This is a genomic window from Streptomyces sp. NPDC015032 (assembly GCF_043080425.1).
Classification (GTDB): Bacteria; Actinomycetota; Actinomycetes; order Streptomycetales; family Streptomycetaceae; genus Streptomyces.
The window spans coordinates 273,761-298,365 of the sequence record NZ_JBIBVN010000002.1 but is presented as its reverse complement, the minus strand read 5'-3'; the positions used below and the strand labels follow the sequence as shown (position 1 = coordinate 298,365).

Genomic DNA, 24,605 nt, shown 5'->3' with positions numbered 1-24,605 from the left:
TGGGTGACGACGTGAACGCGATTGGTCAGCGGATACCGCCGAGAGAAGTATCAGCCAGTGATACGGGCGACCGGAGGCCGCAGGCGGTCTGCGAGAATTGCGGTGTGATCTCTCGAATCGATCTGCGCGGTGACGCCCTCCCCGAGGGCGGAGCCCTGCGCGACCTGCTGCCCCGTGCCGAGTTCGACGTGGAAGCCGCCCTGGAGACGGTGCGGCCCATCTGCGAGGACGTACGCCATCGTGGCTCGGCGGCGGTGATCGAGTGGGGAGAGAAACTCGACGGCGTACGGATCGACTCGATCCGCGTTCCCGCCCCGGCGATCGCCGGGGCGCTGGAGGGGCTCGACCCCGACGTACGGGCTGCGCTGGAGGAGTCGATCCGCCGGGCCCGTCTCGTCCACCGCGAGCAGCGCCGCACCACGCACACCACCCAGGTCGTCCCCGGCGGCACCGTCACCGAGAAGTGGGTGCCGGTCGAGCGCGTCGGGCTGTACGTCCCGGGCGGACGCTCCGTCTACCCGTCGTCCGTGGTCATGAACGTCGTACCCGCCCAGGAGGCGGGCGTCGAGGGCATCGCCGTCGCGTCCCCGCCGCAGAAGGACTTCGACGGTCTGCCGCACCCCACCATCCTCGCCGCCTGCGCCCTGCTCGGCGTCGACGAGGTGTACGCGGCCGGCGGCGCCCAGGCCGTCGCGATGTTCGCCTACGGAACGGCCGAATGCCTTCCGGTGAACCTCGTCACCGGCCCCGGCAACATCTACGTCGCCGCCGCCAAGCGCCTCCTCAAGGGCCGGATCGGCATCGACGCCGAGGCGGGCCCCACGGAGATCGCGATCCTCGCCGACTCCACCGCCGACCCGGTCCACGTCGCCGCCGACCTGATCAGCCAGGCCGAGCACGACCCGATGGCTGCCGCGGTCCTGGTCACCGACTCCGAGGAACTGGCCGCCGCCACCGAGGCCGAGCTGAAGCCGCAGGTCGCCGCGACCAAGCACGTCACCGACCGGATCGAGCCCGCGCTGGCCGGCCGCCAGTCCGCGATCGTCCTGGTCAATGACCTGGAGGACGGGCTCAAGGTCGTCGACGCGTACGCCGCCGAGCACCTGGAGATCCAGACCGCCGACGCCGCGGCCGTCGCCGACCGGGTCCGCAACGCCGGAGCGGTCTTCGTCGGCCCGTGGGCCCCGGTCTCGCTCGGCGACTACTGCGCCGGCTCCAACCACGTCCTGCCCACCGGCGGCTGCGCCTGCCACTCCTCGGGCCTCTCCGTGCAGTCCTTCCTGCGCGGCATCCACATCGTCGACTACACCCGCGACGCGCTCGCCGAGGTCACCCACCACGTCGTGACCCTCGCCGAGGCGGAGGACCTCCCCGCCCACGGCGCCGCGCTCAAGGCCAGGTTCGGCGGAGAGGTCCCGCAGCAGTGACACACCGCAACACCCCCCGCAGGGCCACCCGCATCGACGATCTCCCGATCCGCGACGAGCTGCGCGGCAAGTCCCCGTACGGGGCGCCGCAGCTCGACGTACCCGTGCGGCTGAACACCAACGAGAACCCGTACCCGCTGCCCGAGGCGCTCGTCGACCGGATCGCCGAGCGCGTCCGCGAGGCCGCCCGCGACCTCAACCGCTACCCCGACCGGGACGCCGTCGAGCTCCGTACGGAACTGGCCCGCTACCTCAGCCGCACCGCCGGACACGAGGTCGCTCTCGCCAACGTCTGGGCCGCCAACGGCTCCAACGAGGTGCTCCAGCAACTGCTGCAGACCTTCGGCGGCCCCGGGCGCACCGCGATCGGCTTCGAGCCCTCCTACTCCATGCACGCCCTCATCGCGCGCGGTACCGGCACCCGCTGGATCTCCGGACCGCGCAACGAGGACTTCACCATCGACGTCGAGGCCGCCCGGAAGTCCATCGCCGAGCACCGGCCCGACGTCGTGTTCATCACCTCGCCCAACAACCCCACCGGCACCGCCGTCGACGCCGACACCGTCCTCGCGCTGTACGAGGCGGCCCAGGCGGCCGGGCCGTCGATGGTCGTCGTCGACGAGGCGTACGGCGAGTTCAGCCACCACGCCTCGCTGCTCCCGCTGATCGAGGGCCGGCCGAACATGGTGCTCTCGCGCACCATGTCCAAGGCGTTCGGCGCCGCCGGACTGCGCCTCGGCTACCTCGCCGCCGACCCGGCCGTCGTCGACGCGGTCCAGCTGGTGCGGCTGCCGTACCACCTGTCCTCCGTCACGCAGGCCACCGCGCTCGCCGCCCTGGAGCACACCGATACGCTGCTCGGATACGTCGCCCAGCTCAAGAGCGAGCGCGACCGGATCGTCACGGAACTGCGCGCGCTCGGCTACGACGTCACCGACTCGGACGCCAACTTCGTCCAGTTCGGCCGCTTCGCCGACAGCCACACCGCCTGGCAGCGGATCCTCGACCGGGGCGTCCTGGTCCGGGACAACGGCGTACCGGGATGGCTGCGGGTCTCCGCGGGCACCCCGGCAGAGAACGACGCGTTCCTCGACGCGGCACGCACGCTTGTAAATGAGTTCGCCAAGAAGGAGCACGGCGCATGAGCCCCCGCGTAGGCCGCGTACTGCATCTCCCGGGGGACGGCCCCCGGACCCCCAGCCGATCCGGGGCCGACCGCGATCCGGCCCGGCGAGGCGAGCACAACCAAGGAGCAAGCGCATGAACCCCCGCGTAGGCCGCGTGGAACGCACCACCAAGGAAACCTCGGTACTCGTCGAGATAAATCTCGACGGCACCGGCAAGGTCGATGTGTCGACCGGGGTCGGCTTCTACGACCACATGCTCGACCAGCTCGGCCGGCACGGTCTCTTCGACCTGACGGTCAAGACCGACGGCGACCTGCACATCGACTCGCACCACACCATCGAGGACACCGCCCTCGCGCTCGGCGCGGCGTTCAGGCAGGCCCTCGGCGACAAGGTCGGCATCTACCGCTTCGGCAACTGCACCGTCCCGCTGGACGAGTCGCTGGCCCAGGTCACCGTCGACCTGTCGGGCCGCCCGTACCTGGTGCACACCGAGCCCGAGAACATGGCGCCCATGATCGGCGCATACGACACGACGATGACCCGGCACATCCTGGAGTCCTTCGTCGCCCAGGCGCAGATCGCCCTGCACGTCCACGTGCCGTACGGGCGCAACGCCCACCACATCGTGGAGTGCCAGTTCAAGGCGCTCGCCCGCGCCCTGCGCTACGCCAGCGAGCACGACCCGCGCGCTGCCGGAATTCTTCCTTCCACGAAGGGTGCGCTGTGACCGGCCTCAACACCATTCTGATAGTCGTCGGCCTCTTCCTGGCCGGCGGTGTGTACTCCTTCTCGAAGCAGAAGATGCCCAGGGGTGTCATCGTCCTGCTCGGGCTCGCTTCCGTGATGTGCCTGGTCGCAGGCGTCATGCGGATCCAGGGACTCTGGGACTGAGGAGAGCGACCTGTGAGTGACCAGAAGAAGGTCGTCGTCTTCGACTACGGCTTCGGCAATGTCCGCTCCGCCGAGCGGGCCCTCGCCCATGTCGGCGCGGATGTCGAGATCACCCGCGACTACGACAAGGCGATGAACGCCGACGGGCTGCTGGTGCCCGGCGTCGGCGCGTTCTCCGCCTGCATGGAGGGGCTGAAGAAGGCCCGCGGCGAATGGATCATCGGCCGCAGGCTGGCCGGCGGCCGCCCCGTCATGGGCATCTGCGTCGGCATGCAGATCCTCTTCGAGCGCGGCATCGAGCACGGCGTGGAGACGGAGGGGCTGGACGAATGGCCCGGCACCGTCGCCCCGCTGAAGGCCCCGATCGTCCCGCACATGGGCTGGAACACCGTGCGGTCCCCCGAGGACTCCCAGCTCTTCGCGGGTCTCGACCCCGAGGCCCGGTTCTACTTCGTGCACTCCTACGCCGTGCACGACTGGAGCCTGGAGGTCACCAACGCCAAGATCCGTGCGCCCCGGGTCACCTGGGCCACCCACGGCGAGCCGTTCGTCGCGGCCGTGGAGAACGGCGCCCTGTGGGCCACCCAGTTCCACCCCGAGAAGTCCGGCGATGCCGGCGCCCAGCTGCTGACCAACTGGATTGAGACGCTGTAATGCCGAAGCTTGAACTCCTTCCCGCCGTCGACGTCCGCGACGGCCAGGCCGTCCGCCTCGTCCACGGCGAGTCCGGCTCCGAGACCTCCTACGGTTCCCCGCTGGAGGCCGCCCTCGCCTGGCAGCGCGCCGGGGCCGAGTGGCTCCACCTCGTCGACCTGGATGCCGCCTTCGGTACCGGGGACAACCGGGCGCTGATCGCCGAGGTGGCCGGCGCCATGGACATCAAGGTCGAGCTCTCCGGTGGCATCCGCGACGACGCCTCGCTGGCCGCCGCCCTCGCCACCGGCTGCACCCGGGTCAACCTCGGCACCGCCGCCCTGGAGACCCCGGAGTGGGTCGCCGAGATCATCGCGGAGCACGGTGACAAGATCGCCGTCGGCCTCGACGTCCGCGGCACGACGCTGCGCGGCCGTGGCTGGACCCGCGACGGCGGCGACCTCTACGAGACGCTCGCCCGCCTCGACTCCGAGGGCTGCGCCCGCTACGTCGTCACCGACATCGCCAAGGACGGCACGCTCCAGGGCCCCAACCTGGAACTCCTGAAGAACGTCTGCTCCGCCACCGACAAGCCCGTCGTCGCCTCCGGCGGCGTCTCCTCGCTGGACGACCTGCGGGCCATCGCCTCCCTCGTCCCGGACGGCGTCGAGGGCGCGATCGTCGGCAAGGCGCTGTACGCGAAGGCGTTCACCCTCGAAGAAGCGCTGCAGGTGGTCTCCGGATGAGCGACTCCGTCAACCGCATCTCCTCCGGCGCCCCCTGGGAGGAGAAGTTCGGCTACTCCCGCGCGGTCGAGCTGCCGAACGGCCTCGTCCTGGTCGCCGGCTGCACGTCGGTGGAGAACGGGCAGATCTCCGCGGGCGGCCCGTACGAGCAGACCGTCACCGCGTTCAAGGTCGCCTTCGACGCGCTGAAGCAGCTCGGTCTGGGCCGCGACGACGTGGTCCGCACCCGGATGTACGTCACGCACGCCCGGGACGTGGACGAGGTCGGCCGTGCCCACAAGGAGCTCTTCGACGACGTCCGCCCCGCCGCGTCGATGATCATCGTGGCCGGTCTGGTGGACCCGAGCCTGGTCGTCGAGGTCGAGGTCGAGGCCTACCGGGCAGGTGCGCGGTGACTCTCGCGGTACGCGTCATTCCGTGCCTGGACGTCGACAACGGCCGGGTCGTCAAGGGCGTCAACTTCCAGAACCTGCGCGACGCGGGCGACCCCGTCGAGATGGCGAAGCTGTACGACGCCGAGGGCGCCGACGAGCTGACCTTCCTGGACATCACCGCGTCCAGCGGCGACCGGGAGACCACCTACGACGTGGTGCGCCGCACCGCCGAGCAGGTCTTCATCCCGCTCACGGTCGGCGGCGGCGTCCGCACCGCCGACGATGTCGACAGGCTGCTGCGGGCCGGCGCCGACAAGGTCGGCGTCAACACCGCGGCCATCGCCCGCCCCGACCTCATCCGGGAGATCGCCGAGCGTTTCGGCCGTCAGGTCCTGGTGCTCTCCGTGGACGCCCGGCGCACGCCCGCAGGCACCTTCGAGGTCACCACGCACGGCGGCCGCAAGGGCACCGGCATCGACGCCGTCGAGTGGGCGCACCGGGCCGCCGAGCTGGGCGCGGGCGAGATCCTGCTCAACTCGATGGACGCCGACGGCACGAAGGACGGCTACGACACCGAGATGATCTCGGCGGTCCGGGAGCATGTGACCGTTCCCGTCATCGCCTCCGGCGGCGCGGGCCGGCTCGCGGACTTCGCCCCGGCCATCGCGGCGGGGGCCGACGCGGTGCTCGCCGCGTCCGTCTTCCACTTCGGCGACCTGCGGATCTCCGAGGTCAAGGGCGCACTCAGGAAGGCCGGGCACCCGGTCCGCTGACCACAGCGCTCATCGATCGCCGGGCGGAGCCGATTTTCGGCTCCGCCCGGCGATCGGCGTTCCGAGGTCCGTTTCCCCCTCTTGCTTGCCGGCCGGCGGCTGCCGGCCGCCGATCACCGCAGCGAATCCTGCAACTTTTATTGCGCAATAAAGATTGCGCAAGTTTTCTTTTCTATCTACGGTGGGGGCATGGCAAGCAACGAAATGCGCCGGATCTCGGATCTGGAGACCCTGAAGGCGTTCGGGCACCCCCTGCGGATGCGGCTGTACCGGCTGCTCTACATCTCCCGCACGGCCACCGCCTCCCAGCTCGCCGAGCAGGTCGACGAAGCGGTCTCGCTGGTCAGCTACCACCTGCGCAAGCTCGCCGACCAAGGCTTGATCGAGGAGGCCCAGCGGCAGGGCAAGGACGGCCGGGAGCGCTGGTGGCAGCCCGCCTCGAAGGGGGTGACCTTCCACCAGGAGGACTTCAACGACGCACCCGAGAAGGTCGCCACCCACGCCGCTGTCGGCCGGCTCTCGTTCGACCAGCACGTCGAGCTGTACCGCCGCTACATCGACTCGGCCCAGAGCTGGCCACCGGAGTGGCGCAGCGCCGCCTCCAGCTCCGAGTACCTGGCCCGGCTCACCGCCGAGGAGCTCTCCGCGCTCGGCCGTGAGATGCACCAGCTGATCGACCGGTACGAAGAACTCGGCCGTGCCCGCGACGAGGCCGGAGACACGGAAGGCCGGGAGAACGTCGCCCTGCACCTGTACGCATTCCCGTTCCGCACCTGAGCCGGCGCCCCGAGAGGACACCCTCATGACCGCCACCGAGACGGCCACGAACGCCCCCGAACGCCCCGCCCACCGCGATGGCAACATCCTGCGCTGGCTCGGCGCCTACACCGCGTCGATGATCGGCGACAGCGTCTACTACATGGCGCTCGCCTGGGCCGCCGCCCGCACCGGCAGCGCCTCCCAGACCGGGCTCGTGCTCGCCGTCGGCTCCATACCCAGGGCCCTGCTGATGCTCGGCGGGGGAGTGCTCGCCGACCGGATCGGACCGCGCCGCGTCGTCATTGGCAGCGACGCCGCCCGCTGCCTGGTCGTCCTGGGCCTCGCGGGCGCGCTGCTGATCACCTCGCCCGCCGTGTGGATGCTGATCGCCGTCGCGCTCGTCTTCGGCGTGGTCGACGCCCTCTTCCTGCCCGCCGTCGGCGCCCTGCCGCCCCGGATCACCGCCGTCGGCCAGCTGGCCCGCGTCCAGGGGCTGCGCTCACTCGCCTCCCGTACCGCCAATGTCGTCGGAGCCCCGCTCGGCGGCGCCGCGGTGGCCTTCGGCGGCCCCGGGCTCGCGTTCGCGGCCGCCGGGGTGCTCTTCGCCGTATCGCTGCCGCTGCTCCTGTCGCTGCGGATCAGTCCGCTGCCCGCCCAGGAGAACGCCGAACCGTCCGGCAATGCCTGGCGCGAGCTGGTCGACGGGCTGCGCCACATCCGCCGCCACCCGGTGCTCGGACCGCTGATGCTCGTCACCGCCGTCAGCGAGCTGGGCTTCACCGGGCCGCTCAACCTCGGCCTGATCCTCCTCGCGGCACAGCGCGGCTGGGGCGCGTCCGGCATGGGCTGGATCGTCGCCGGCTTCGGGATCGGCGCGGGGGCGTCGGCTCTGCTGCTCGCCGTGCGCGGCCGGGTGCCGCGGGCCGGACTGGTGATGTGTCTGACGGTGCTGGTCGGTGCGGTCGCCATCGCGGCCCTGGCCTACGTGGACTCGGTGGGCCTCGCCGTCGCCGTCGCCGGCTGCATCGGGCTCTTCGCCGGTCTCGGCGGCTCCCTGTGCGGCGCCCTGACCCAGACCGTCACCGACCCCGCCTACCTGGGCCGGGTCACCTCCGTCTCGACGCTCTTCACGCACGCGATCGCCCCGCTCAGCTATCCGGTCACGGGAGTCGCCGTCGCCGCCTGGGGGACGGGCCCGGTCTTCGTCACCAGCGCCGCGGTGAGTGCGGCGGGGGTGATGGCCGGACTGGCCTTCACCCGGCTGCGCCGCGCGGAACTCCCGCACTGAACCGGGGCATGCGCGCGGTCGGCCCTACATGCCCAGCTCCGCCGTGTGCAGCCGGGCCACCGCCTCCTTGTCGCCGTCGAGGCCCACCGTCGCCGCGTCCTGCCGCCCGAACACGAAGAGCAGCAGCTCGCCCGGCTCGCCGGTGACCGTCACCACCGGGGCGCCCTTGTGCGCCACCACCGTCTGGCCGTCCGGGCGGCGCAGCACCAGCCCCACCGGGGACTTGCGGCCCAGCAGCCGGGCCGTCCGCTCGGCGCGCGACCACAGCACATCGGCGAAGACCGGGTCCAGCTCGCGCCGCGACCAGTCCGGCTGGGCCCGGCGCACATCCTCCGCATGGACGTAGAACTCGACGGTGTTGGCGGCCTCGTCGATCTGCTTCAGACCGAACGGGGACATCCGCGGCGGCCCGGTACGGATCAGCTGGATCAGCTCCTCGTACGGCTTCGCCGCGTACTCCGCCTGCACCCGTTCGAGGCGGTTCCTGAGCACCCCCAGCACGGCCCCTCCCGCCGCGTCCGGCCGGCGCTCGCGGACCACCACATGGGCGGCCAGGTCCCGGGTGGTCCAGCCGTGGCACAGGGTCGGGGCTTCCGGTCCCGCCGCCTCCAACAGGTCGGCGAGCAGAAGGCGTTCACGCTTCGCATGGGTCGACATGGACGCCAGCGTACGACCGTCGCACCCGGTCCGCCCAGTGGACGCCGCAACGGACCGCTCCCGCGCCCACGGCACAATGGGCGCATGACCAGCGCGCCCACGTCCAGCATCCCGCCGCCGTCCGGCAACCTCGACCCGGCCATCGCCGCCCGCCTCAAGCGCGGCGCCGACGGCCTCGTCCCGGCCATCGCCCAGCAGTACGACACCGGCGAGGTACTGATGCTCGGCTGGATGGACGACGAGGCCCTGCACCGCACCCTCACCACCGGCCGCTGCACCTACTGGTCCCGCAGCCGCCAGGAGTACTGGGTCAAGGGCGACACCTCGGGCCACATCCAGCGGGTCAAGTCGGTCGCCCTGGACTGCGACGCCGACACCGTTCTCGTCAAGGTCGACCAGACGGGTGCCGCCTGCCACACCGGCGACCGCACCTGCTTCGACGCCGACGTCCTCCCGCTCGCCCAGTAGGGTCGGCCGTCATGGATCTCGACACCTTCCGCAAGCTGGCCGTGGACCGGCGCGTCATCCCCGTCAGCCGCCGGCTCCTCGCCGACGGCGACACCCCGGTCGGGCTCTACCGCAAACTCGCGGGCGAGCGCACCGGGACCTTCCTCCTCGAATCCGCGGAGAACGGCCGCACCTGGTCGCGCTACTCCTTCATCGGGGTGCGCAGCGCCGCCACCCTCACCGCACGCGACGGGCAGACGCACTGGCTGGGCACCCCGCCCGTCGGCGTCCCCGTCGACGGCGACCCGCTGCGGGCCCTGCGTGCCACCATCGAGACCCTGCACACCCCGCACGACCTGGTCGTCGACGGGGACCCCGACGGGCTGCCCCCGTTCACCGGCGGCATGGTCGGCTACCTGGGCTACGACATCGTGCGCCGCCTGGAGAAGATCGGCGACAGCGCGGCGGACGACCTCCACCTCCCCGAGCTGACGATGCTGCTCACCTCGGACCTGGCGGTACTCGACCACTGGGACGGCAGCGTCCTCCTGATCGCCAACGCGATCAACCACAACGACCTCGCGACCGGCGTCGACGAGGCGTACACGGACGCCGTCGCCCGTCTCGACGTCATGGAGCAGGACCTCTCGCGCCCCGTCGAGAACGCCCCCGCCGTCCTCCCGCCGTCCGAGCTCCCCCCGTACACCGCGCTATGGGGCGGCGAGGCGTACCAGGACGCCGTCGAGGACGTGAAGGAACGCGTCAGGGCCGGCGAAGCCTTCCAGGTCGTTCCCTCCCAGCGCTTCGAAACCCCGTGCACGGCAAGCGCGTTGGACGTCTACCGGGTGTTGCGCGCCACCAACCCGTCGCCGTACATGTACCTCTTCCGCTTCGACGGCTTCGACATCGCCGGCTCCAGCCCGGAAGCCCTTGTCAAGGTCGAGGACGGGCGTGCCATGGTCCACCCGATCGCCGGGACCAGGCACCGCGGCGCCACCCCGCAGGAGGACCAGGCCCTCGCCGAGGAACTCCTCGCCGACCCCAAGGAACGCGCCGAGCACCTGATGCTCGTGGACCTCGGCCGCAACGACCTGGGGCGGGTCTGCGAACCCGGCACCGTCGAGGTCGTCGACTTCATGTCGATCGAGCGGTACTCGCACGTGATGCACATCGTCTCCACCGTCACCGGCCGCGTCGCCGACGGCCGCACCGCCTTCGACGTCCTCACCGCGTGCTTCCCCGCGGGCACCCTCTCCGGCGCCCCCAAGCCCCGTGCGATGCAGATCATCGAGGAGCTCGAACCGACCCGCCGCGGACTGTACGGAGGCTGCGTCGGCTACCTCGACTTCGCCGGGGACTCCGACACCGCGATCGCGATCCGCACCGCCCTGCTCCGCGACGGCACGGCGTACGTCCAGGCCGGAGCGGGTGTCGTCGCCGACTCCGACCCGGTGGCCGAGGACACCGAGTGCCGCAACAAGGCCGCGGCCGTGCTCCGGGCGGTGCATACGGCCAACCGGCTCCGCCGCGCGTGAGGCGGTAAGGGATAGTGGGGTACGTGAGTGCTGTCCCCGTACCCCAGCCCCGTGCCCGAGCGGCAACCGCGTCCGACGCCGCGGGAAGCCGCCGCAGCCTGGCCGTCGGCCTGCTCCTCGGGGCGGCCGGCGCCACCGTCGTCCTCCTCGCCTCCAGTCAGACGTGGGCCGAGGGCCGGGCGGCCGTCGGTGGCGGCTCCCTGCCGCTGACCGCCGACGGCCAGGACGTCACCGGTCTCCCGGCCGCCCTCGCCGTAGTGGGCCTGGCCGCCCTCGTCGCCGTCTTCGCCGTCCGCAGCAGAGGGCGGCTGGTCGTCGCCGGGCTCCTCGCTCTCAGCGGCCTCGGCGCCGGACTGAGCGCCTACCTCGGTGCCTCCGACAGCGCGGCGCTCGACGAGAAGGCCGCCCGGACCACCGGTGACACCTCGGCGACCATCGAGGCCCTCAGTCACACCGTGTGGCCCTACGTCACCGCCGCCGGCGGCCTGCTGATCCTCCTCGCGGGACTGCTCGCCCTGCGGTACGGGAAGCTCTGGCCGTCCATGTCGGGGCGGTACGAACGGGACGGCACCCCCCGCCCCCGCAAGGCCGCCCGGACCGCCCCGGACCCGGACCGGCCCGAGGACCTGTGGAAGGCCCTGGACCGCGGCGAGGACCCGACGCACGAGGCATGACCCCCCAGCTCACGTCCTACCCGCGCGTACGGGACAATGAGCCTGAGCTTTCAGCACAGCGGCACCAGCTTTGCGTACAGCGATACCAACAGCGCATCACCAACAAGGAGCAACTCATGGCGGGCAGCAGCCACGGACACACCCCGGCCGCCTGGACCGGTGTCATCATCTCCTTCATCGGATTCTGTGTCGCAGGCGTCTTCATGGTCGCGGCCAACCCGATCGGCTTCTGGGGCGGTATCGCCGTCGTCTTCCTCGGCGGGATCGTCGGCCTCGCGATGAAGGCCGCGGGTCTCGGCATGCCGAAGGAGTCGGAGGAGATGGCCCAGGCCAGGGCCCGTGCCTCGCAGGCCCAGATCTCCTGACGCGCGCGGTACCCCGTACGCATGCGAGGCGCAGCCCGGCCCGGGCTGCGCCTTTCCGCGTCAGCGGGGACAATCACCGGGTGGACGCAACGCCTCCTCCAGCCGCCGCACCGCCGGCGCCGGGCTCCGTGCCCGCCCCCGGCCCCCCGCCGATGTCCGGACAGTCACCGGTGTCCGGGCATCCGTATCCGCCGGTCCTCCCTCCGGCTCCCGTCCCCGCCTCGCGCGTCCGGCGGCTCGCCACCCCGGTGGCCGTCATGGCGGTCGTCGTCGGCGCCTTCGGCTACGTGGGCTCCGTCGACCCCAACGTGCCGGGCCACTACCCGGCCTGCCCGCTGCTCCGGTTCACCGGCCTGTACTGCCCGGGCTGCGGCGGGCTGCGCAGTGCGCACGCCGTCGCGCACGGCGACATCGCCGCCGCCCTTGGCTCCAACGCGCTCGCCGTCGTCGGCTACGGGATCTTCGCCGTCCTCTGGCTGGTCTGGATGTCCCGTGCCGCCCGGGGAAGGCCCATGAGCATCGCCGCGAAGCCCGCCGTCTGGTGGGGGATCGGGGCGGTGCTGCTGGTCTTCTCGGTCGTCCGGAATCTGTCGTTCGGCTCGGTGTTGGCACCTTGAATGCCCAGGTAGTGGGACATTCGCCGACTGGATTCGGGCCCTTTGGCCTCCTGCGGATAGCATTGACATGGCTGATCCTGTTCCCTCATCACCGTCCCGGAAGGGGGCCGCTCGCGTGAGTGTGCTCGACGAGATCATCGACGGCGTACGCGCCGACCTCGCAGAGCGGCAGGCGCGTGTCAGCCTCGACGAGCTGAAGGAGCGCGCGGCGCGCGCTCCGGCGGCCAAGGACGGGGTCGCCGCCCTGCGCGGCGAGGGCGTGACCGTCATCTGCGAGGTCAAGCGCTCAAGCCCCTCCAAGGGGGCCCTCGCCGCGATCGCCGACCCGGCCGCGCTCGCCGCGGACTACGAGGCGGGCGGCGCGTCCGTCATCTCGGTCCTCACGGAGGAGCGCCGCTTCGGCGGCTCGCTCGCCGACCTGGAGGCCGTCCGCGCCAAGGTCGACATCCCGGTCCTGCGCAAGGACTTCATCGTCACCTCGTACCAGCTCTGGGAGGCCCGCGCCCACGGCGCCGACCTCGCCCTGCTGATCGTCGCCGCCCTCGACCAGGAGGCACTGGTCTCCCTGATCGAGCGCGCCGAGTCCATCGGTCTGACCCCGCTGGTCGAGGCGCACGACGAGGAGGAGGCGGAGCGCGCCGTGGACGCCGGAGCGAAGATCATCGGTGTCAACGCGCGCAACCTGAAGGACCTCAAGGTCGACCGCTCCACCTTCGAGCGCGTCGCCCCCGAGATCCCGAACCACATCGTCAAGGTCGCCGAGTCCGGCGTCCGTGGTCCGCACGACCTGATCGCGTACGCCAACGCGGGCGCCGACGCGGTGCTCGTGGGCGAATCGCTGGTCACCGGCCGCGACCCGCGCGCAGCCGTCGCCGACCTGGTCGCCGCGGGAGCCCACCCGGCGCTCCGCCACGGACGGAGCTGACCCGCACCATGTCCGCCGACCGTCCCGCGCTCCGCACCCCGCCGCGCCTGCGCCTGGCCGTGGTGACGGCTGCCCGGGACCCGCACGCGCCGCTGGCGCGCGGCTGCCGCCCCCGCGGCTGCCGCGCCCCCGCGCGCCGGGTGCACGGCCGGCGGGTGCGGTACGTGATCGGTGACGAGCCCGGCCAGGTCAACGGCATGCGATGGCGCACGGGGTCCGCGCTGTAGCGAGCCCCGGCCGACGTACCCGCAACTCCTGTCGTACGTACGACCGCACCGTCCGACCGTCCCGGTCGCGGCGGCGCTCCGCTCACGGCGCATACGGTGAACCCACCCATTGCAATGTCGAGGAGCACGTCGGATGTCATCTGACTTCTTCATCCCGGACCCGGAGGGTCTGATCCCCAGCGCCGAGGGGTACTTCGGTGCGTTCGGCGGCAAGTTCATCCCGGAGGCGCTCGTCGCCGCCGTGGACGAGGTCGCCGTCGAGTACGACAAGGCCAAGGCCGACCCCGCCTTCGCCGCCGAGCTCAACGAGCTCATGATCAACTACACCGGCCGCCCCAGCGCGCTGACCGAGGTCCCGCGCTTCGCCGAGCACGCGGGCGGCGCCCGGATCTTCCTCAAGCGCGAGGACCTGAACCACACCGGCTCGCACAAGATCAACAACGTGCTGGGCCAGGCGCTGCTCACGAAGCGCATGGGCAAGACGCGGGTCATCGCCGAGACCGGCGCGGGCCAGCACGGCGTCGCCACCGCGACCGCCTGCGCGCTCTTCGGCCTCGAATGCACCATCTACATGGGTGAGATCGACACCGAACGGCAGGCGCTGAACGTGGCGCGGATGCGGATGCTCGGCGCCGAGGTCATCGCCGTGAAGTCCGGGTCCCGGACCCTGAAGGACGCCATCAACGAGGCATTCCGCGACTGGGTCGCCAACGTGGACCGCACGCACTACCTCTTCGGCACCGTCGCGGGACCGCACCCCTTCCCGGCCATGGTCCGCGACTTCCACCGCGTCATCGGCGTCGAGGCCCGCCGCCAGATCCTGGAGCGGACCGGCCGGCTGCCGGACGCCGCGATCGCCTGTGTCGGCGGCGGCTCCAACGCCATCGGGCTCTTCCACGCCTTCATCCCGGACGCCCACGTCCGGCTTATCGGCTGCGAGCCCGCCGGACACGGGGTGGAGACCGGCGAGCACGCGGCGACCCTGACCGCGGGCGAGCCCGGCATCCTGCACGGTTCGCGCAGTTACGTCCTCCAGGACGACGAGGGCCAGATCACCGAGCCGTACTCCATCTCGGCCGGTCTCGACTACCCGGGCATCGGCCCGGAGCACGCGTACCTCAAGGACGTCGGCCGCGGCGAGTACCGCGCGGTCACCGACGACGCCGCCATGCAGTCGCTGCGCCTCCTCTCCCGCACCGAAGGGATCATTCCGGCCATCGAGAGCGCCCACGCTCTGGCCGGGGCCCTGGAGGTCGGCAGGGAGCTCGGCAAGGACGGGCTGCTCGTGGTCAATCTGTCCGGCCGCGGCGACAAGGACATGGATACGGCGGCCCGCTACTTCGGGCTGTACGGCGGGACCGACGGGATCGTCGAGGCCGATGTGGCCGACGGGGAAGAGGAGATCACCAAGTGAGCGGCAACGTGGAATTGCTGAGTTCCTCCCTCGCCCGGGCGAAGGAGGAGAACCGGGCCGCGCTCATCGCGTACCTCCCGGCCGGCTTCCCGACCGTCGACGGCGCGATCGCCGCCGTGAAGGCGGTCGTGGCGGGCGGTGCGGACATCGTCGAGGTCGGGCTGCCGCACAGCGACCCGGTGCTCGACGGTCCGGTCATCCAGACCGCCGACGACATTGCCCTGCGCGGAGGTGTGAAGATCGCCGACGTGATGCGCACGGTCCGCGAGGCGTACGAGGCGACCGGGGTCCCGATCCTCGTCATGACGTACTGGAACCCGATCGACCGGTACGGCGTCGAGCGTTTCACGGCCGAGCTCGCCGAGGCCGGCGGCGCCGGGTGCATCCTGCCCGACCTGCCGGTCCAGGAGTCCGGGCTGTGGCGCGAGCACGCGGGCAAGCACGGCCTCGCGACCGTCTTCGTCGTCGCGCCGAGCAGCAAGGACGAGCGCCTCGCCACCATCACCGCGGCCGGCTCCGGCTTCGTCTACGCGGCTTCGCTGATGGGCGTCACGGGCACCCGCGAGTCCGTCGGCGAGCAGGCCCAGGATCTGGTCCGGCGCACCCGCGCCACCACGCCCCTCCCGGTCTGCGTCGGCCTCGGCGTCTCCAACGCCCGGCAGGCCGCCGAGGTCGCGGGCTTCGCCGACGGGGTGATCGTCGGCTCCGCCTTCGTCAAGGGCATGCTCGACGCCCCCGACGAGGAGGCGGGCCTGGCGGCGGTCCGCTCCCTGGCGGGCGAACTCGCCGAGGGCGTTCGAAAGCGCTGAATCAGGCGTCACCCGTACGGGTGGACCTGGCCCCGGGGAGGCGCGCACGTGCCTCCCCGGGTCGTTGCTGCGGGTGTGAGCGAGAAGAACGAACAGGGAAAAAGGGCCGCGCGAGACCGGCTCGTCCAGCAGCGTGAGCGCGCGAAGGCGCACGAGCGCCGCAGGCGCACGCTGATCGTCAGCAGTGCCGTGGTGGGTGTGCTGGCACTGGCCGCTGTCGTCGGCGTGATCGCCGCGAACACCGGCGGCAAGGGCGGCAAGGGCAAGACGGCGGGGCCCGTCGTCGCGCCGTCCGGCGCGAGCGGCAAGGACGGTCTGGCCATCCAGGCCGGCGCGGACAACGCCCCGTCGACGCTCACCATCTGGGAGGACTTCCGCTGCCCGGTCTGCGCCCAGTTCGAGAACGTGTTCCGGGACACGTTCCATCAGCTGGAGAACAGCGGGCAGCTCAAGGTCGAGTACCACCTCGCCACGATCATCGACGGCAATCTCGGCGGCAGCGGTTCGCTGCGGGCGGCCAACGCGGCGGCCTGCGCCCAGGGCGCCGGAAAATTCCCCGCCTACCACGACATCCTCTACCGCAACCAGCCGCCGGAGTCCGACGACGCCTTCGCCGACAACGCCAAGCTGATCGAGCTCTCCGGAAAGGTCCCGGGGCTCGACACCCCCGCCTTCCGCAGCTGTGTGGACGACGGCAAGCACGACAGCTGGGTGAAGAAGTCCAACACGGCGTTCCAGAACGGCGGATTCCAGGGCACGCCGACCGTGCTGCTCAATGGAGAGCCGATCTTCCCGAAGAAGGGCACCGAACCGATCACCGCGGCGAACCTGAAGAAGTGGGTCGCCGAGGCCAACAAGGGCAAGAAACCGGGCACGGTCACCCCGGCGCCGTCGGGCTCCTGACCGGAGTCCGGCAGGAGACACGCCGGAGAAACCGATGACCTGCCTGTTACCCAGACGTTGCCGGGTGGGTTGCCGAACGCCCCGCCCGGCAGGGTAGCGTCGACCTTGCCATGGACCTTGCCTACATTCCCAGTCCGTCGACCGGCGTGATCAATCTCGGCCCGATCCCGCTCCGCGGCTACGCGTTCTGCATCATCATCGGTGTCTTCCTCGCCGTCTGGTTCGGCAACAAGCGCTGGATCGCCCGAGGCGGCAGAGCCGGCACTGTTGCCGACATCGCCGTCTGGGCCGTGCCCTTCGGCCTTGTCGGCGGTCGGCTCTACCACGTCATCACCGACTACCAGCTGTACTTCAGCGAGGGTGAGAACTGGGTCGACGCCTTCAAGATCTGGCAGGGCGGCCTCGGCATCTGGGGTGCGATCGCCCTCGGCGCCGTCGGTGCCTGGATCGGCTGCCGCCGCCGCGGGATCCCGCTGCCGGCCTGGGCCGACGCGCTCGCCCCCGGCATCGCCCTGGCCCAGGCCTGCGGCCGCTGGGGCAACTGGTTCAACCAGGAGCTGTACGGCAAGCCGACCGATGTGCCGTGGGCGCTGAAGATCAGCGAGGGCCCCAACCGGGTCGCCGGTACGTACCACCCGACGTTCCTGTACGAGTCGCTGTGGTGCATCGGCGTCGCCGTGCTGGTGATCTGGGCGGACCGCCGCTTCAAGCTCGGACACGGCCGGGCGTTCGCGCTGTACGTCGCCTCGTACTGCGCCGGGCGGGCCTGGATCGAGTACATGCGGGTCGACGAGGCCCACCACATCCTGGGCCTGCGGCTCAATGTGTGGACCGCGTTGATCGTGTTCGTGCTGGCGGTGCTGTACATGGTGATCTCGGCGAAGGTGCGGCCGGGGCGCGAGGAGATCGTGGAACCGGGCGCCGCCGAGGACGAGGCGGCAGCCTCAGGCGCCGAGAAGGCGAAGGACGGTGCCGCTGCACCGGACGCGACCGCGGAGGCCGACCGTGCTGCCGGGGACGGCGCCGCCGAGGTGCCGGAGAAGAGCGGTTCCGCCGAGGCGGAGGCGGCGAAGAGCGGCACCGCGGAGGCGGCGAAGAACGGCTGAGCCGTGTGTGCTTGCACGTGGGGCCCCGAACCGAACGGTTCGGGGCCCCACGTGCAAGCGCCGGCCCGTGCCGGACACCGTCCGGCACCTCAGAGCCTGTCGGGTGACCTCTGATCGGGCGGCCACGCCCTGGCACGCACGCTTCCCGCGTTGCCGACATGCCCAAGTAGCTCCTTCCTCAAGCTCTCAGCTTCGTTCGAGCAGGGGAGACCCCATCCAAGGACCTCCCGGCGCCTTGGAATCGCACGCACCAGACCGCGTCCGCTACCCGATCGAAGGTCACCCGACAGGCTCTCACCGTCACCCGGCCGGCCGCGCCAGTGCCAGTGTGCGGCGGGCCGAGGCCACTACCGCCGCGTCGACGAACCGGCCGTCCGGGAGGGCGAGCGCGCCCTCGTCCGCCGTGGCCGCCTCCAGGATCTCCGCCGCTGCCTCGACCTCCTTCGCCGTCGGGCGGAACGCCCGCTCGATGACCGGGAGCTGGCGGGGATGGATCGCGGACCGGCCCAGGAAACCCAGTGTCCGGCCGTGCGCGCAGGACTTGGCCAGGCCCTCCAGGTCCCGTACGTCCGTGAACACCGACTGGGTGGGGGGCGCGAGTCCGGCCGCGCGGGCGGCGACCACGACCCGGCTGCGCGACCAGTCGAGCCCGGCGTCCTCCCGTACCCCCAGATCGGCCCGGAGGTCCGCCTCGCCCAGGGCGATGGAGCGCACCTGGGGATGGGCGGCGGCGACCGTGTACGCGTGTTCGATGCCGAGCGCCGATTCGAGCAGCGGACAGAGTGCGACCCCCGGTGCCACGGCCGCGATGTGATGGACGGACGCCGCGTGGGTGATCTTGGGCAGCCGGAGTTCGGCGAGGCCCGGCAGCCCGGCCAGGGCGAGGATGTCCGCCTCGGTGTGGACCCGGACGTGGATCGGCACGGCCGGGTCCGCGGCCGGTTCGGACAGGAGCTCGGCCGTGGCCGACCGCGCGTACTCCTTGCGGTCCGGTGCGACCGCGTCCTCCAGATCGACGATCACCACGTCCGCGCCCGCGTCGCGTGCCTTGCGCACCACCTCCGGCCGGTCGCCGGGGACGTACAGCAGGGTGAGCGGGACCGCCGCCGTCACAGGACGTTCTCCGCACGCAGCGCGGCGATCTGAGGGCCGGACAGCCCCAGCCCGGTGAGGATCTCCTCGGTGTCCGCGCCGTGCGGCCGGCCCGCCCAGCGGATCGCGCCCGGTGTCCCGGAGAGACGGAACAGGACGTTCTGCATCCTCAGCGGTCCCAGCTCCGGGTCGTCGACCTCGGCGATGGAGCCGAGGGCCCGGTACTGCGGGTCCTCCATCACGTCCTGGATGTCGTGGATCGGCGCGATGGCCGCCTCCGCCTTCTCGAAGGCGGCGACCGCCTCCGCACGGGTGTGCCGGGCGATCCAGTTCCCGACCGCCCCGTCGAGTTCGTCGGCGTGCTCGGCGCGGGTGGTGCCGGAGCCGAACCAGGGTTCGCCGATCAGTTCGGGCCGGCCGACCAGGCGCATCACCCGTTCGGCGATCGACTGGGCGGAGGTGGAGACCGCGACCCAGTGGCCGTCCGAGGTGCGGTACGTGTTGCGCGGCGCGTTGTTGCGGGAGCGGTTGCCGGTGCGCGGCTGTACGTAGCCGAGCTGGTCGTACCAGACGGGCTGCGGCCCCAGCACGGTCAGGATCGGCTCGATGATCGCCATGTCGACGATCTGCCCCTCCCCGGTCCTGTCGCGTCCGGCGAGTGCGGCCATCACGGCGTACGCGGTGGCCAGCGCCGCGATCGAGTCGGCGAGCCCGAACGGCGGGAGGGTGGGCGGTCCGTCCGGTTCCCCGGTGATCGCGGCGAACCCGCTCATCGCCTCCGCAAGCGTGCCGAAGCCGGGCCGGTGCGCGTACGGGCCGAACTGGCCGAAGCCGGTGACCCTGGCCAGCACCAGCCGCGGATTGACCGCGTGCAGCTTCTCCCAGCCGAGACCCCAGCGCTCCAGCGTCCCGGGCCGGAAGTTCTCGATGATCACATCGGTCCCGGCGGCCAGCCGGAGCAGGATGTCGCGCCCGCCGGGGCTGGACAGATCGAGGGTCAGGTTGCGCTTGTTGCGGCCGAGCAGCTTCCACCACAGGCCGACACCGTCCTTCGTCGGGCCGTGCCCGCGGGACGGATCGGGCCTGCGCGGATGCTCGACCTTGATCACCTCTGCACCGAAGTCGCCGAGCATGGTGGCGGAGAGAGGGCCCGCGAAGAGCGTGGCGAGATCGATGACCCGCAGTCCGGTCAGGGGTGCCTGCGCGGGCGCGTTCATGCGGCGTCGATCTCGCTGCGGTACGGCATGGAGGCCGAGGCGCCCGGCCTCTGCACGCAGAGCGCGGCGGCGGACGCCGCCCAGGCCAGTGACTCGGGAACGGGCCGCCGCTCGCCGAGCGCCACGGCCAGCGTGCCGACGAAGGTGTCCCCGGCCCCGGTGATGTCGACGGCGGTGACCTCGGGGGCGGGGAAGAGGACGGCTTCGCCGCCCCGGGCCGCGTACAGGCAGCCCTCCTGACCGAGCGTGATGACGACGGCCGGGACCTGGCTGAGCAGGATCTGCGCCGCCGCACGGGGATCCGAGGCTCCGGTGAGTGCGGCCGCCTCCTGCTCGTCGGGGATCAGCAGATCGACGCAGTCGAGGAGTTCGGCGGGCAGGGGCTGCACGGGGGACGGGGTGAGGATGGTCCGTACGCCCTGGGCGTGGGCGACTCGCGCGCCCTCCGTCACGGCGGACAGCGGCAGCTCCAGCTGGAGGAGCAGCAGATCGGCGCCGGCGATGGCGGCCATTTCGCCGGGGCCGAGCTCGGTGACGGTGCCGTTGGCGCCGGGGATCACCACGATGGAGCTGGAGCCCGTGTCGTCCACGACGATGTGCGCGGTACCGCTGGGGCCCTCCGCGGTGTGCAGCAGACCGGTGCCGACGCCCGCGTGCTCCAGGGTGGACCGCAGCAGGGTGCCGTACGCGTCGTCGCCGACCGCGCCGATCATGGTCACCTCGCCGCCCGCGCGCGCGGCGGCCACCGCCTGATTGGCGCCCTTGCCGCCGGGCACGGTGCGCAGCTCCCGCCCGGTGACGGTCTCTCCGCGCTCCGGGGCCCGTGCGGCGTATGCGACAAGGTCCATATGGGTGCTGCCGAGCACCGCGATGCCGGTCATGGGCGGAGTGCCTCCTCATGGGTGAGCCGGTGGGTCTGTTCGGCGAGTGCGTCGAAGCCGATGGAGTCGAAGCCGGGGACGGACGTGGCCAGGCGGTTCCTCAGCGGGGCGGTCCAGCGACCGGGCAGCGCGCCGGGGCTCCCGGCCAGCAGGCCGGCGAGCGAACCGGCGGTCGCACCGTTGGAGTCGGTGTCCCAGCCGCCCGACACCGCACGGCAGACGGAGTCGGAGAAGTCGCCGTCGGCGTGGGTCAGGGCGGCGGCGAGCAGCGCGGCATTGGGCAGCACATGGACCCAGTGGTGGCCGCCGTACTCGGCGTGCAGCCGGTCGGCCACGGTGTCGAAATCGGCGGTGCCGCGGGCCGCCGCGATACCGAAGCGCACCGCGTGCGCGAACCGGGAACACGGCGGTACGACGCGCAGCCCGGCGGCCAGACAGCCGTGCACACCGGTCTCGCCGCCGGTCGCCTCGGCGAGTGTCGCGGCGGTGAACATCGCCCCGTACACCCCGTTGGCGGTATGGGTCAGGACGGCGTCCCGGTGCGCCTGCTCCGCCGCGGCCGACGGGTCGCCGGGATGGGTCCAGCCATGCACATCGGCCCGGATCTGCGCACCGATCCACTCCCGGAACGGATTGCGGTATCTCGCGGTGTGCGGGGGCTCGATGCCGTCGAGCAGATTGCGGTACGCGACCCGCTCGGCAGTGAACGTCCGGCCGGCCGGAAGCTCGTCGAGCCAGAGCCGGGCCAGATCGGCGGTGGTGAAGGACGGGCCGTGCCGCTGGAGCAACAGCAGCGTGAGCAAAGGGTGGTTGAGGTCGTCGTCCTCCGGCATGCCGTCGATGTTCTCGGCCAGCGAGGTGGACGCGGAGCGACGGTTCCAGGGGTAGGTGGCGGCCAGTTCGGCGGGCACCCCCTTGGCGGTGAACCAGGTGGTCAGCGGCCAGTTGCCGGTGGCGCGGCCCAGTGCGCGGATGCCGGTCAGCGGCAGTTTCTCGACGGGCTTGCCGAGCAGACAGCCGACGGCCCGCCCCAGCCAGGCGGCGTGCAGCCGGTCGTGGCTCACCGGGAGCGGGGCGGTGCGGGGGGCGGGCCAGTCGGGGCAGGCGGCCCGGATCGCGGCCAGGTCCGTCGGTTCGTCCTCGTCCAACGGCGATTCCAGCAGGGCGAGTTCGTCCAGCAGCCGTTCGGCGAGGGCGCGCAGCTCGGGTGCCGGAGCGGTCGACGCGCCCGCGCGTTCCGGGGCGGGGGCACCGCCCGCCTCGTACCACCGGCGCGCGATCGCCCGAGCGTCCCGGCCGTCCTCGGCCGCCTGGCGCAGTTCGTGCCCGACCAGGTCCTCGGGCTGCACCCACGTCACCCGTACCGTCACGGCGTGCCCGCCAGTGCGGTGAACGCCGACTCGTGCGCGCGCCGCCGGGCCGTGTCCCGCGCGAACACCTCGCGGGCGACGTCCGTCAGGGTCCGCGCGGGGGCGCGCAGGTCGAGCCGGCTGGCCTCGGTGACTGTTCCCACCCAGGCAGCGGGGATCGCCCGCTCGCCGTGGAGCGCGCCCGCGATCGCGCCGCTCATCGTGGCGATGGAGTCGCAGTCCCGGCCGTAGTTGACCGAGCCGAGGACCGTGTGCCGGTAGTCGCCGTCCGCGACGAGCAGCATGCCGAGCGCGATCGGGAGTTCCTCGATGGCGTGCAGCCGGGAGGGCCGGCGGGCGCCGAGCGAGGGGGAGCGGTAGTCGGGGCCGACGGTGTCGAAGGGGGCGACGGCGCTACGCAGCGGAGCCAGCGCCGACTCGAAGTCGTCGTACCGGGCGGCGACTTCGCATACCGCCTCGATGGCGGAACGGGTGCCGTCCTTGGCGAGCGACAGACAGGTGTCGACGACGGTGGCGGGTGTCGCATCGGGGGCGCAGGCGGCGGCGACGGCCGCGGCGAGGACTCCGGCCGCCTCCCTGCCGTACGAGGACTGATGGGCGCCGGCGACGTCCAGCGCCTCGGCGTACGCGGCGCGCGGATGGGCGGCGTTGACCAGGCCGACGGGTGCCATGTACATCGCCGCCCCGCAGTTGACGATGTTTCCGGAACCCGCCTCGCGCGGATCGACGTGGCCGTAGTGCAGCCGCGCGACGATCCACTTCTCGGCGAGGAAGATCCGCTGGAGCGGCAGCGCGTCCGCCTCCAGCTCCGGGATCCAGCGGGGGGTCGAGATCAGCTCGGGCACCAGGTGTCCGGCGACCGCGTACGCGTCGAGATGGTCGCGCACCGTCCCGTACACGCGTACCAGCGCATGGGTCATCAAGGTGTCGTCGGTGACGTGTCCGTCGCCCTTGTGGTACGGGGCGATGGGGCGGGCGGTACGCCAGTCGTCGCCGTCCCACGGGCCGACGACGCCGCTGATCCGACCGCCGTGGCGGGCCACGATCTGTTCGGGGGACCGGCCCTCGACCGGACCGCCCAGCGCGTCGCCGACCGCCGCGCCGACGAGCGCTCCCGTGATCCGTTCATCGAGTGCGAGTGCCGTGGTCCTCGCCTCGGGACGCATGGGCGTGGTGAATGTCATGTCCGAATTGTCCACCCGGGGGCTTCGGTTCCGTGTCTGCCAGCAGCCCGGCGAGTTCGATGAGATCGGTCCCCGCGAGGCGGGGCAGCGCACACCCGGCCAGGGTGCGGCAGGCCTCGCGCCAGCCGTTCGGGACGGCGCCGGCACCGCCGAGCGCACCGGTCAGCGCACCGGCCAGGGCGGGCGCCGAGTCGGCCACCCGGGACAGGCACGCCGCCGCGGGAACGGCCCGGGCGATCTGCCCGCGCGCCGCCGTGGCCAGGGCGAGGGCGACCGGGACGGTCTCGGCGGCGGCGATCCCGTAGCTGTAGACGTGGTCGACGATCTGATGCTCCAGCACCGGGACGAGGGCGTACGCACCCGCCGGCTCGCCGACGAACTCTCGGGCGATCCGGACGGCGTGGGCGGCGTTGCGGGCGATCTCCGTGCCGTCGGGGAGCTGGGCGAGCGCGGCGTTCACCGCGGTGTCCACGTCCGCGCCGCCCAGCGCCTCGGCGATCGCGGCCGCCATCGCCCGGGCGCCGTGCACGCCGTCACCGTCCTGGGTGTAGCGGGCGTCGAACTCCGCGAGATCGGCGGCCGCCGCGGGGTCGGCGGGGTGGGCGACGGCGAGCACGGCGGCCCGTACACAGGCCGCGTCGTCGAAGTAGTGCGGGTTGTCGTGCCCGGTGGCGGGCGGGCGCAGCCCGGCGGCGAGATTGCCGAGCCCGGCCCGCACCGAGATCCGGGCGCGCAGGGGGAGCACCGCGGACTCGACCTCGGGGGCGCGGGCGGAGGCCGCGGCGACCTCGGCCGCCAGCGCGTTCCAGGCGACGTCGATGGCGGCCCGCACGCGGCGTTCGGGGGACAATCCGTGCAGCGGGCCGGCCGCCGAGGCGAGCACGGCCTGGGCGGCGAACGCCGCCCACTCGGCGTCGTCGGAGGGCCCGAGCCGCAGGGGTTCGGGCGGCTGGTTGAGCGCGATCGGGACGGGCAGCGTGGTCGTGGCGTTCTGCTCGGCGAAGGTGTCGAGCTCCCGGGTGAGGCGCCGGGTCCACTCGGGCATCCGGGTGGCCCGGTGCCGCGCGGCCGGCCACCCGGCGGCGTCCCCGGAGGCGAGCCCGAGCAACAGCCCCTCGATCCGGGCCCGATGCCCCGGCGCGGTGCGGGTGCGGCGGGCGG

At 72.2% G+C, this 24,605-nt stretch carries 28 protein-coding genes; 21 read left to right on the top strand and 7 right to left on the bottom strand.

Annotated elements, in window-relative coordinates; all coding sequences use genetic code 11:
* The first annotated feature begins 104 nt into the window (after positions 1 to 104).
* From hisD to ACF08M_RS04195, 10 genes are all read left to right on the top strand, one after another.
* The gene (hisD, locus tag ACF08M_RS04240) at positions 105 to 1,427 is read left to right on the top strand and encodes a histidinol dehydrogenase (protein ID WP_392183686.1); all 1,323 of its coding nucleotides are present in this window, start codon (positions 105 to 107) and stop codon (positions 1,425 to 1,427) included.
* Positions 1,424 to 2,572 carry a histidinol-phosphate transaminase gene (locus ACF08M_RS04235; RefSeq protein WP_392183685.1) on the top strand — a complete coding sequence of 383 codons (1,149 nt, stop codon included), beginning with the start codon at positions 1,424 to 1,426 and terminating at the stop codon, positions 2,570 to 2,572. Before hisD ends, ACF08M_RS04235 begins: the two co-directional genes overlap by 4 nt.
* 115 nt (positions 2,573 to 2,687) lie before the next feature.
* On the top strand, positions 2,688 to 3,284 hold the full coding sequence (hisB, locus tag ACF08M_RS04230) for an imidazoleglycerol-phosphate dehydratase HisB (protein WP_392183684.1): 597 nt from the start codon (positions 2,688 to 2,690) through the stop codon (positions 3,282 to 3,284).
* Positions 3,281 to 3,448 (top strand): hypothetical protein, encoded by a 168-nt coding sequence (locus ACF08M_RS04225; RefSeq protein WP_392183683.1) that lies wholly within the window; start codon positions 3,281 to 3,283, stop codon positions 3,446 to 3,448. Before hisB ends, ACF08M_RS04225 begins: the two co-directional genes overlap by 4 nt.
* A 12-nt stretch (positions 3,449 to 3,460) precedes the next feature.
* Positions 3,461 to 4,102 (top strand): imidazole glycerol phosphate synthase subunit HisH, encoded by a 642-nt coding sequence (hisH, locus tag ACF08M_RS04220; protein WP_392183682.1) that lies wholly within the window; start codon positions 3,461 to 3,463, stop codon positions 4,100 to 4,102.
* The gene (gene priA, locus ACF08M_RS04215; RefSeq protein WP_392183681.1) at positions 4,102 to 4,827 is read left to right on the top strand and encodes a bifunctional 1-(5-phosphoribosyl)-5-((5-phosphoribosylamino)methylideneamino)imidazole-4-carboxamide isomerase/phosphoribosylanthranilate isomerase PriA; all 726 of its coding nucleotides are present in this window, start codon (positions 4,102 to 4,104) and stop codon (positions 4,825 to 4,827) included. Before hisH ends, priA begins: the two co-directional genes overlap by 1 nt.
* Positions 4,824 to 5,222 carry a RidA family protein gene (locus ACF08M_RS04210; RefSeq protein WP_392183680.1) on the top strand — a complete coding sequence of 133 codons (399 nt, stop codon included), beginning with the start codon at positions 4,824 to 4,826 and terminating at the stop codon, positions 5,220 to 5,222. Before priA ends, ACF08M_RS04210 begins: the two co-directional genes overlap by 4 nt.
* A complete protein-coding gene (gene hisF, locus ACF08M_RS04205; protein WP_392183679.1) occupies positions 5,219 to 5,974 on the top strand; it encodes an imidazole glycerol phosphate synthase subunit HisF in 756 nt (251 codons plus the stop codon). The genes ACF08M_RS04210 and hisF overlap by 4 nt, the downstream gene beginning before the upstream one ends.
* A 189-nt stretch (positions 5,975 to 6,163) precedes the next feature.
* The gene (locus ACF08M_RS04200; RefSeq protein WP_392183678.1) at positions 6,164 to 6,751 is read left to right on the top strand and encodes an ArsR/SmtB family transcription factor; all 588 of its coding nucleotides are present in this window, start codon (positions 6,164 to 6,166) and stop codon (positions 6,749 to 6,751) included.
* 25 nt (positions 6,752 to 6,776) lie between these two features.
* Positions 6,777 to 8,021, top strand: a complete 1,245-nt coding sequence (locus tag ACF08M_RS04195) for an MFS transporter (RefSeq protein ID WP_392183677.1) — start codon at positions 6,777 to 6,779, stop codon at positions 8,019 to 8,021.
* A 24-nt stretch (positions 8,022 to 8,045) separates the two neighbouring features.
* On the opposite strand, the gene ACF08M_RS04190 is transcribed toward ACF08M_RS04195, so the two are convergent.
* A complete protein-coding gene (locus ACF08M_RS04190) occupies positions 8,046 to 8,678 on the bottom strand; it encodes a TIGR03085 family metal-binding protein (protein ID WP_392183676.1) in 633 nt (210 codons plus the stop codon).
* An 84-nt stretch (positions 8,679 to 8,762) separates the two neighbouring features.
* On the opposite strand from ACF08M_RS04190, the gene hisI reads away from it, so the two are divergent.
* The 11 genes from hisI (at position 8,763) to lgt (ending at position 17,700) form a co-directional block, all read left to right on the top strand.
* Entirely contained in the window at positions 8,763 to 9,146 is a 384-nt protein-coding gene (gene hisI / locus ACF08M_RS04185; RefSeq protein WP_392183675.1) for a phosphoribosyl-AMP cyclohydrolase, read from the top strand.
* An 11-nt stretch (positions 9,147 to 9,157) separates the two neighbouring features.
* Positions 9,158 to 10,660 carry an anthranilate synthase component I gene (locus ACF08M_RS04180; protein ID WP_392183674.1) on the top strand — a complete coding sequence of 501 codons (1,503 nt, stop codon included), beginning with the start codon at positions 9,158 to 9,160 and terminating at the stop codon, positions 10,658 to 10,660.
* A 14-nt stretch (positions 10,661 to 10,674) separates the two neighbouring features.
* Positions 10,675 to 11,334 carry a TIGR02234 family membrane protein gene (locus ACF08M_RS04175; protein WP_392183673.1) on the top strand — a complete coding sequence of 220 codons (660 nt, stop codon included), beginning with the start codon at positions 10,675 to 10,677 and terminating at the stop codon, positions 11,332 to 11,334.
* Between the two features lie 116 nt (positions 11,335 to 11,450).
* The gene (locus tag ACF08M_RS04170) at positions 11,451 to 11,699 is read left to right on the top strand and encodes an HGxxPAAW family protein (protein WP_392183672.1); all 249 of its coding nucleotides are present in this window, start codon (positions 11,451 to 11,453) and stop codon (positions 11,697 to 11,699) included.
* Positions 11,700 to 11,779: 80 nt separating this feature from the next.
* A complete protein-coding gene (locus tag ACF08M_RS04165) occupies positions 11,780 to 12,316 on the top strand; it encodes a DUF2752 domain-containing protein (protein ID WP_392183671.1) in 537 nt (178 codons plus the stop codon).
* A gap of 115 nt (positions 12,317 to 12,431) precedes the next feature.
* Positions 12,432 to 13,241 carry an indole-3-glycerol phosphate synthase TrpC gene (gene trpC / locus ACF08M_RS04160; RefSeq protein WP_392183670.1) on the top strand — a complete coding sequence of 270 codons (810 nt, stop codon included), beginning with the start codon at positions 12,432 to 12,434 and terminating at the stop codon, positions 13,239 to 13,241.
* Positions 13,242 to 13,249: 8 nt separating this feature from the next.
* On the top strand, positions 13,250 to 13,468 hold the full coding sequence (trpM, locus tag ACF08M_RS04155; RefSeq protein WP_392183669.1) for a tryptophan biosynthesis modulator TrpM: 219 nt from the start codon (positions 13,250 to 13,252) through the stop codon (positions 13,466 to 13,468).
* 133 nt (positions 13,469 to 13,601) lie between these two features.
* Complete coding sequence (trpB, locus tag ACF08M_RS04150; protein WP_392183668.1) at positions 13,602 to 14,882, top strand: tryptophan synthase subunit beta; 1,281 nt, start codon at positions 13,602 to 13,604, stop codon at positions 14,880 to 14,882.
* Positions 14,879 to 15,691 carry a tryptophan synthase subunit alpha gene (trpA, locus tag ACF08M_RS04145; RefSeq protein ID WP_392183667.1) on the top strand — a complete coding sequence of 271 codons (813 nt, stop codon included), beginning with the start codon at positions 14,879 to 14,881 and terminating at the stop codon, positions 15,689 to 15,691. The genes trpB and trpA overlap by 4 nt, the downstream gene beginning before the upstream one ends.
* A 75-nt stretch (positions 15,692 to 15,766) precedes the next feature.
* Complete coding sequence (locus ACF08M_RS04140) at positions 15,767 to 16,594, top strand: DsbA family protein (protein ID WP_392183666.1); 828 nt, start codon at positions 15,767 to 15,769, stop codon at positions 16,592 to 16,594.
* 110 nt (positions 16,595 to 16,704) lie between these two features.
* Entirely contained in the window at positions 16,705 to 17,700 is a 996-nt protein-coding gene (gene lgt, locus ACF08M_RS04135; RefSeq protein WP_392183665.1) for a prolipoprotein diacylglyceryl transferase, read from the top strand.
* Between the two features lie 300 nt (positions 17,701 to 18,000).
* Here lgt and ACF08M_RS04130 read toward each other — a convergent pair whose 3' ends face one another.
* The 6 genes from ACF08M_RS04130 to ACF08M_RS04105 are packed head-to-tail and all read right to left on the bottom strand — an operon-like array spanning position 18,001 to position 24,564.
* Positions 18,001 to 18,813 carry an HpcH/HpaI aldolase/citrate lyase family protein gene (locus ACF08M_RS04130; RefSeq protein ID WP_392183664.1) on the bottom strand — a complete coding sequence of 271 codons (813 nt, stop codon included), beginning with the start codon at positions 18,811 to 18,813 and terminating at the stop codon, positions 18,001 to 18,003.
* Positions 18,810 to 20,009 carry a CaiB/BaiF CoA transferase family protein gene (locus ACF08M_RS04125; RefSeq protein ID WP_392183663.1) on the bottom strand — a complete coding sequence of 400 codons (1,200 nt, stop codon included), beginning with the start codon at positions 20,007 to 20,009 and terminating at the stop codon, positions 18,810 to 18,812. The genes ACF08M_RS04130 and ACF08M_RS04125 overlap by 4 nt, the downstream gene beginning before the upstream one ends.
* A complete protein-coding gene (locus ACF08M_RS04120) occupies positions 20,006 to 20,890 on the bottom strand; it encodes a ribokinase (RefSeq protein ID WP_392183662.1) in 885 nt (294 codons plus the stop codon). Before ACF08M_RS04120 ends, ACF08M_RS04125 begins: the two co-directional genes overlap by 4 nt.
* Positions 20,887 to 22,260, bottom strand: a complete 1,374-nt coding sequence (locus tag ACF08M_RS04115; RefSeq protein WP_392183661.1) for an ADP-ribosylglycohydrolase family protein — start codon at positions 22,258 to 22,260, stop codon at positions 20,887 to 20,889. Before ACF08M_RS04115 ends, ACF08M_RS04120 begins: the two co-directional genes overlap by 4 nt.
* Complete coding sequence (locus ACF08M_RS04110; RefSeq protein ID WP_392183660.1) at positions 22,257 to 23,444, bottom strand: ADP-ribosylglycohydrolase family protein; 1,188 nt, start codon at positions 23,442 to 23,444, stop codon at positions 22,257 to 22,259. The genes ACF08M_RS04115 and ACF08M_RS04110 overlap by 4 nt, the downstream gene beginning before the upstream one ends.
* Positions 23,386 to 24,564, bottom strand: coding sequence for an ADP-ribosylglycohydrolase family protein (locus tag ACF08M_RS04105; protein WP_392183973.1), 1,179 nt, complete (start codon positions 24,562 to 24,564; stop codon positions 23,386 to 23,388). The genes ACF08M_RS04110 and ACF08M_RS04105 overlap by 59 nt, the downstream gene beginning before the upstream one ends.
* Between the last annotated feature and the right edge of the window lie 41 nt (positions 24,565 to 24,605).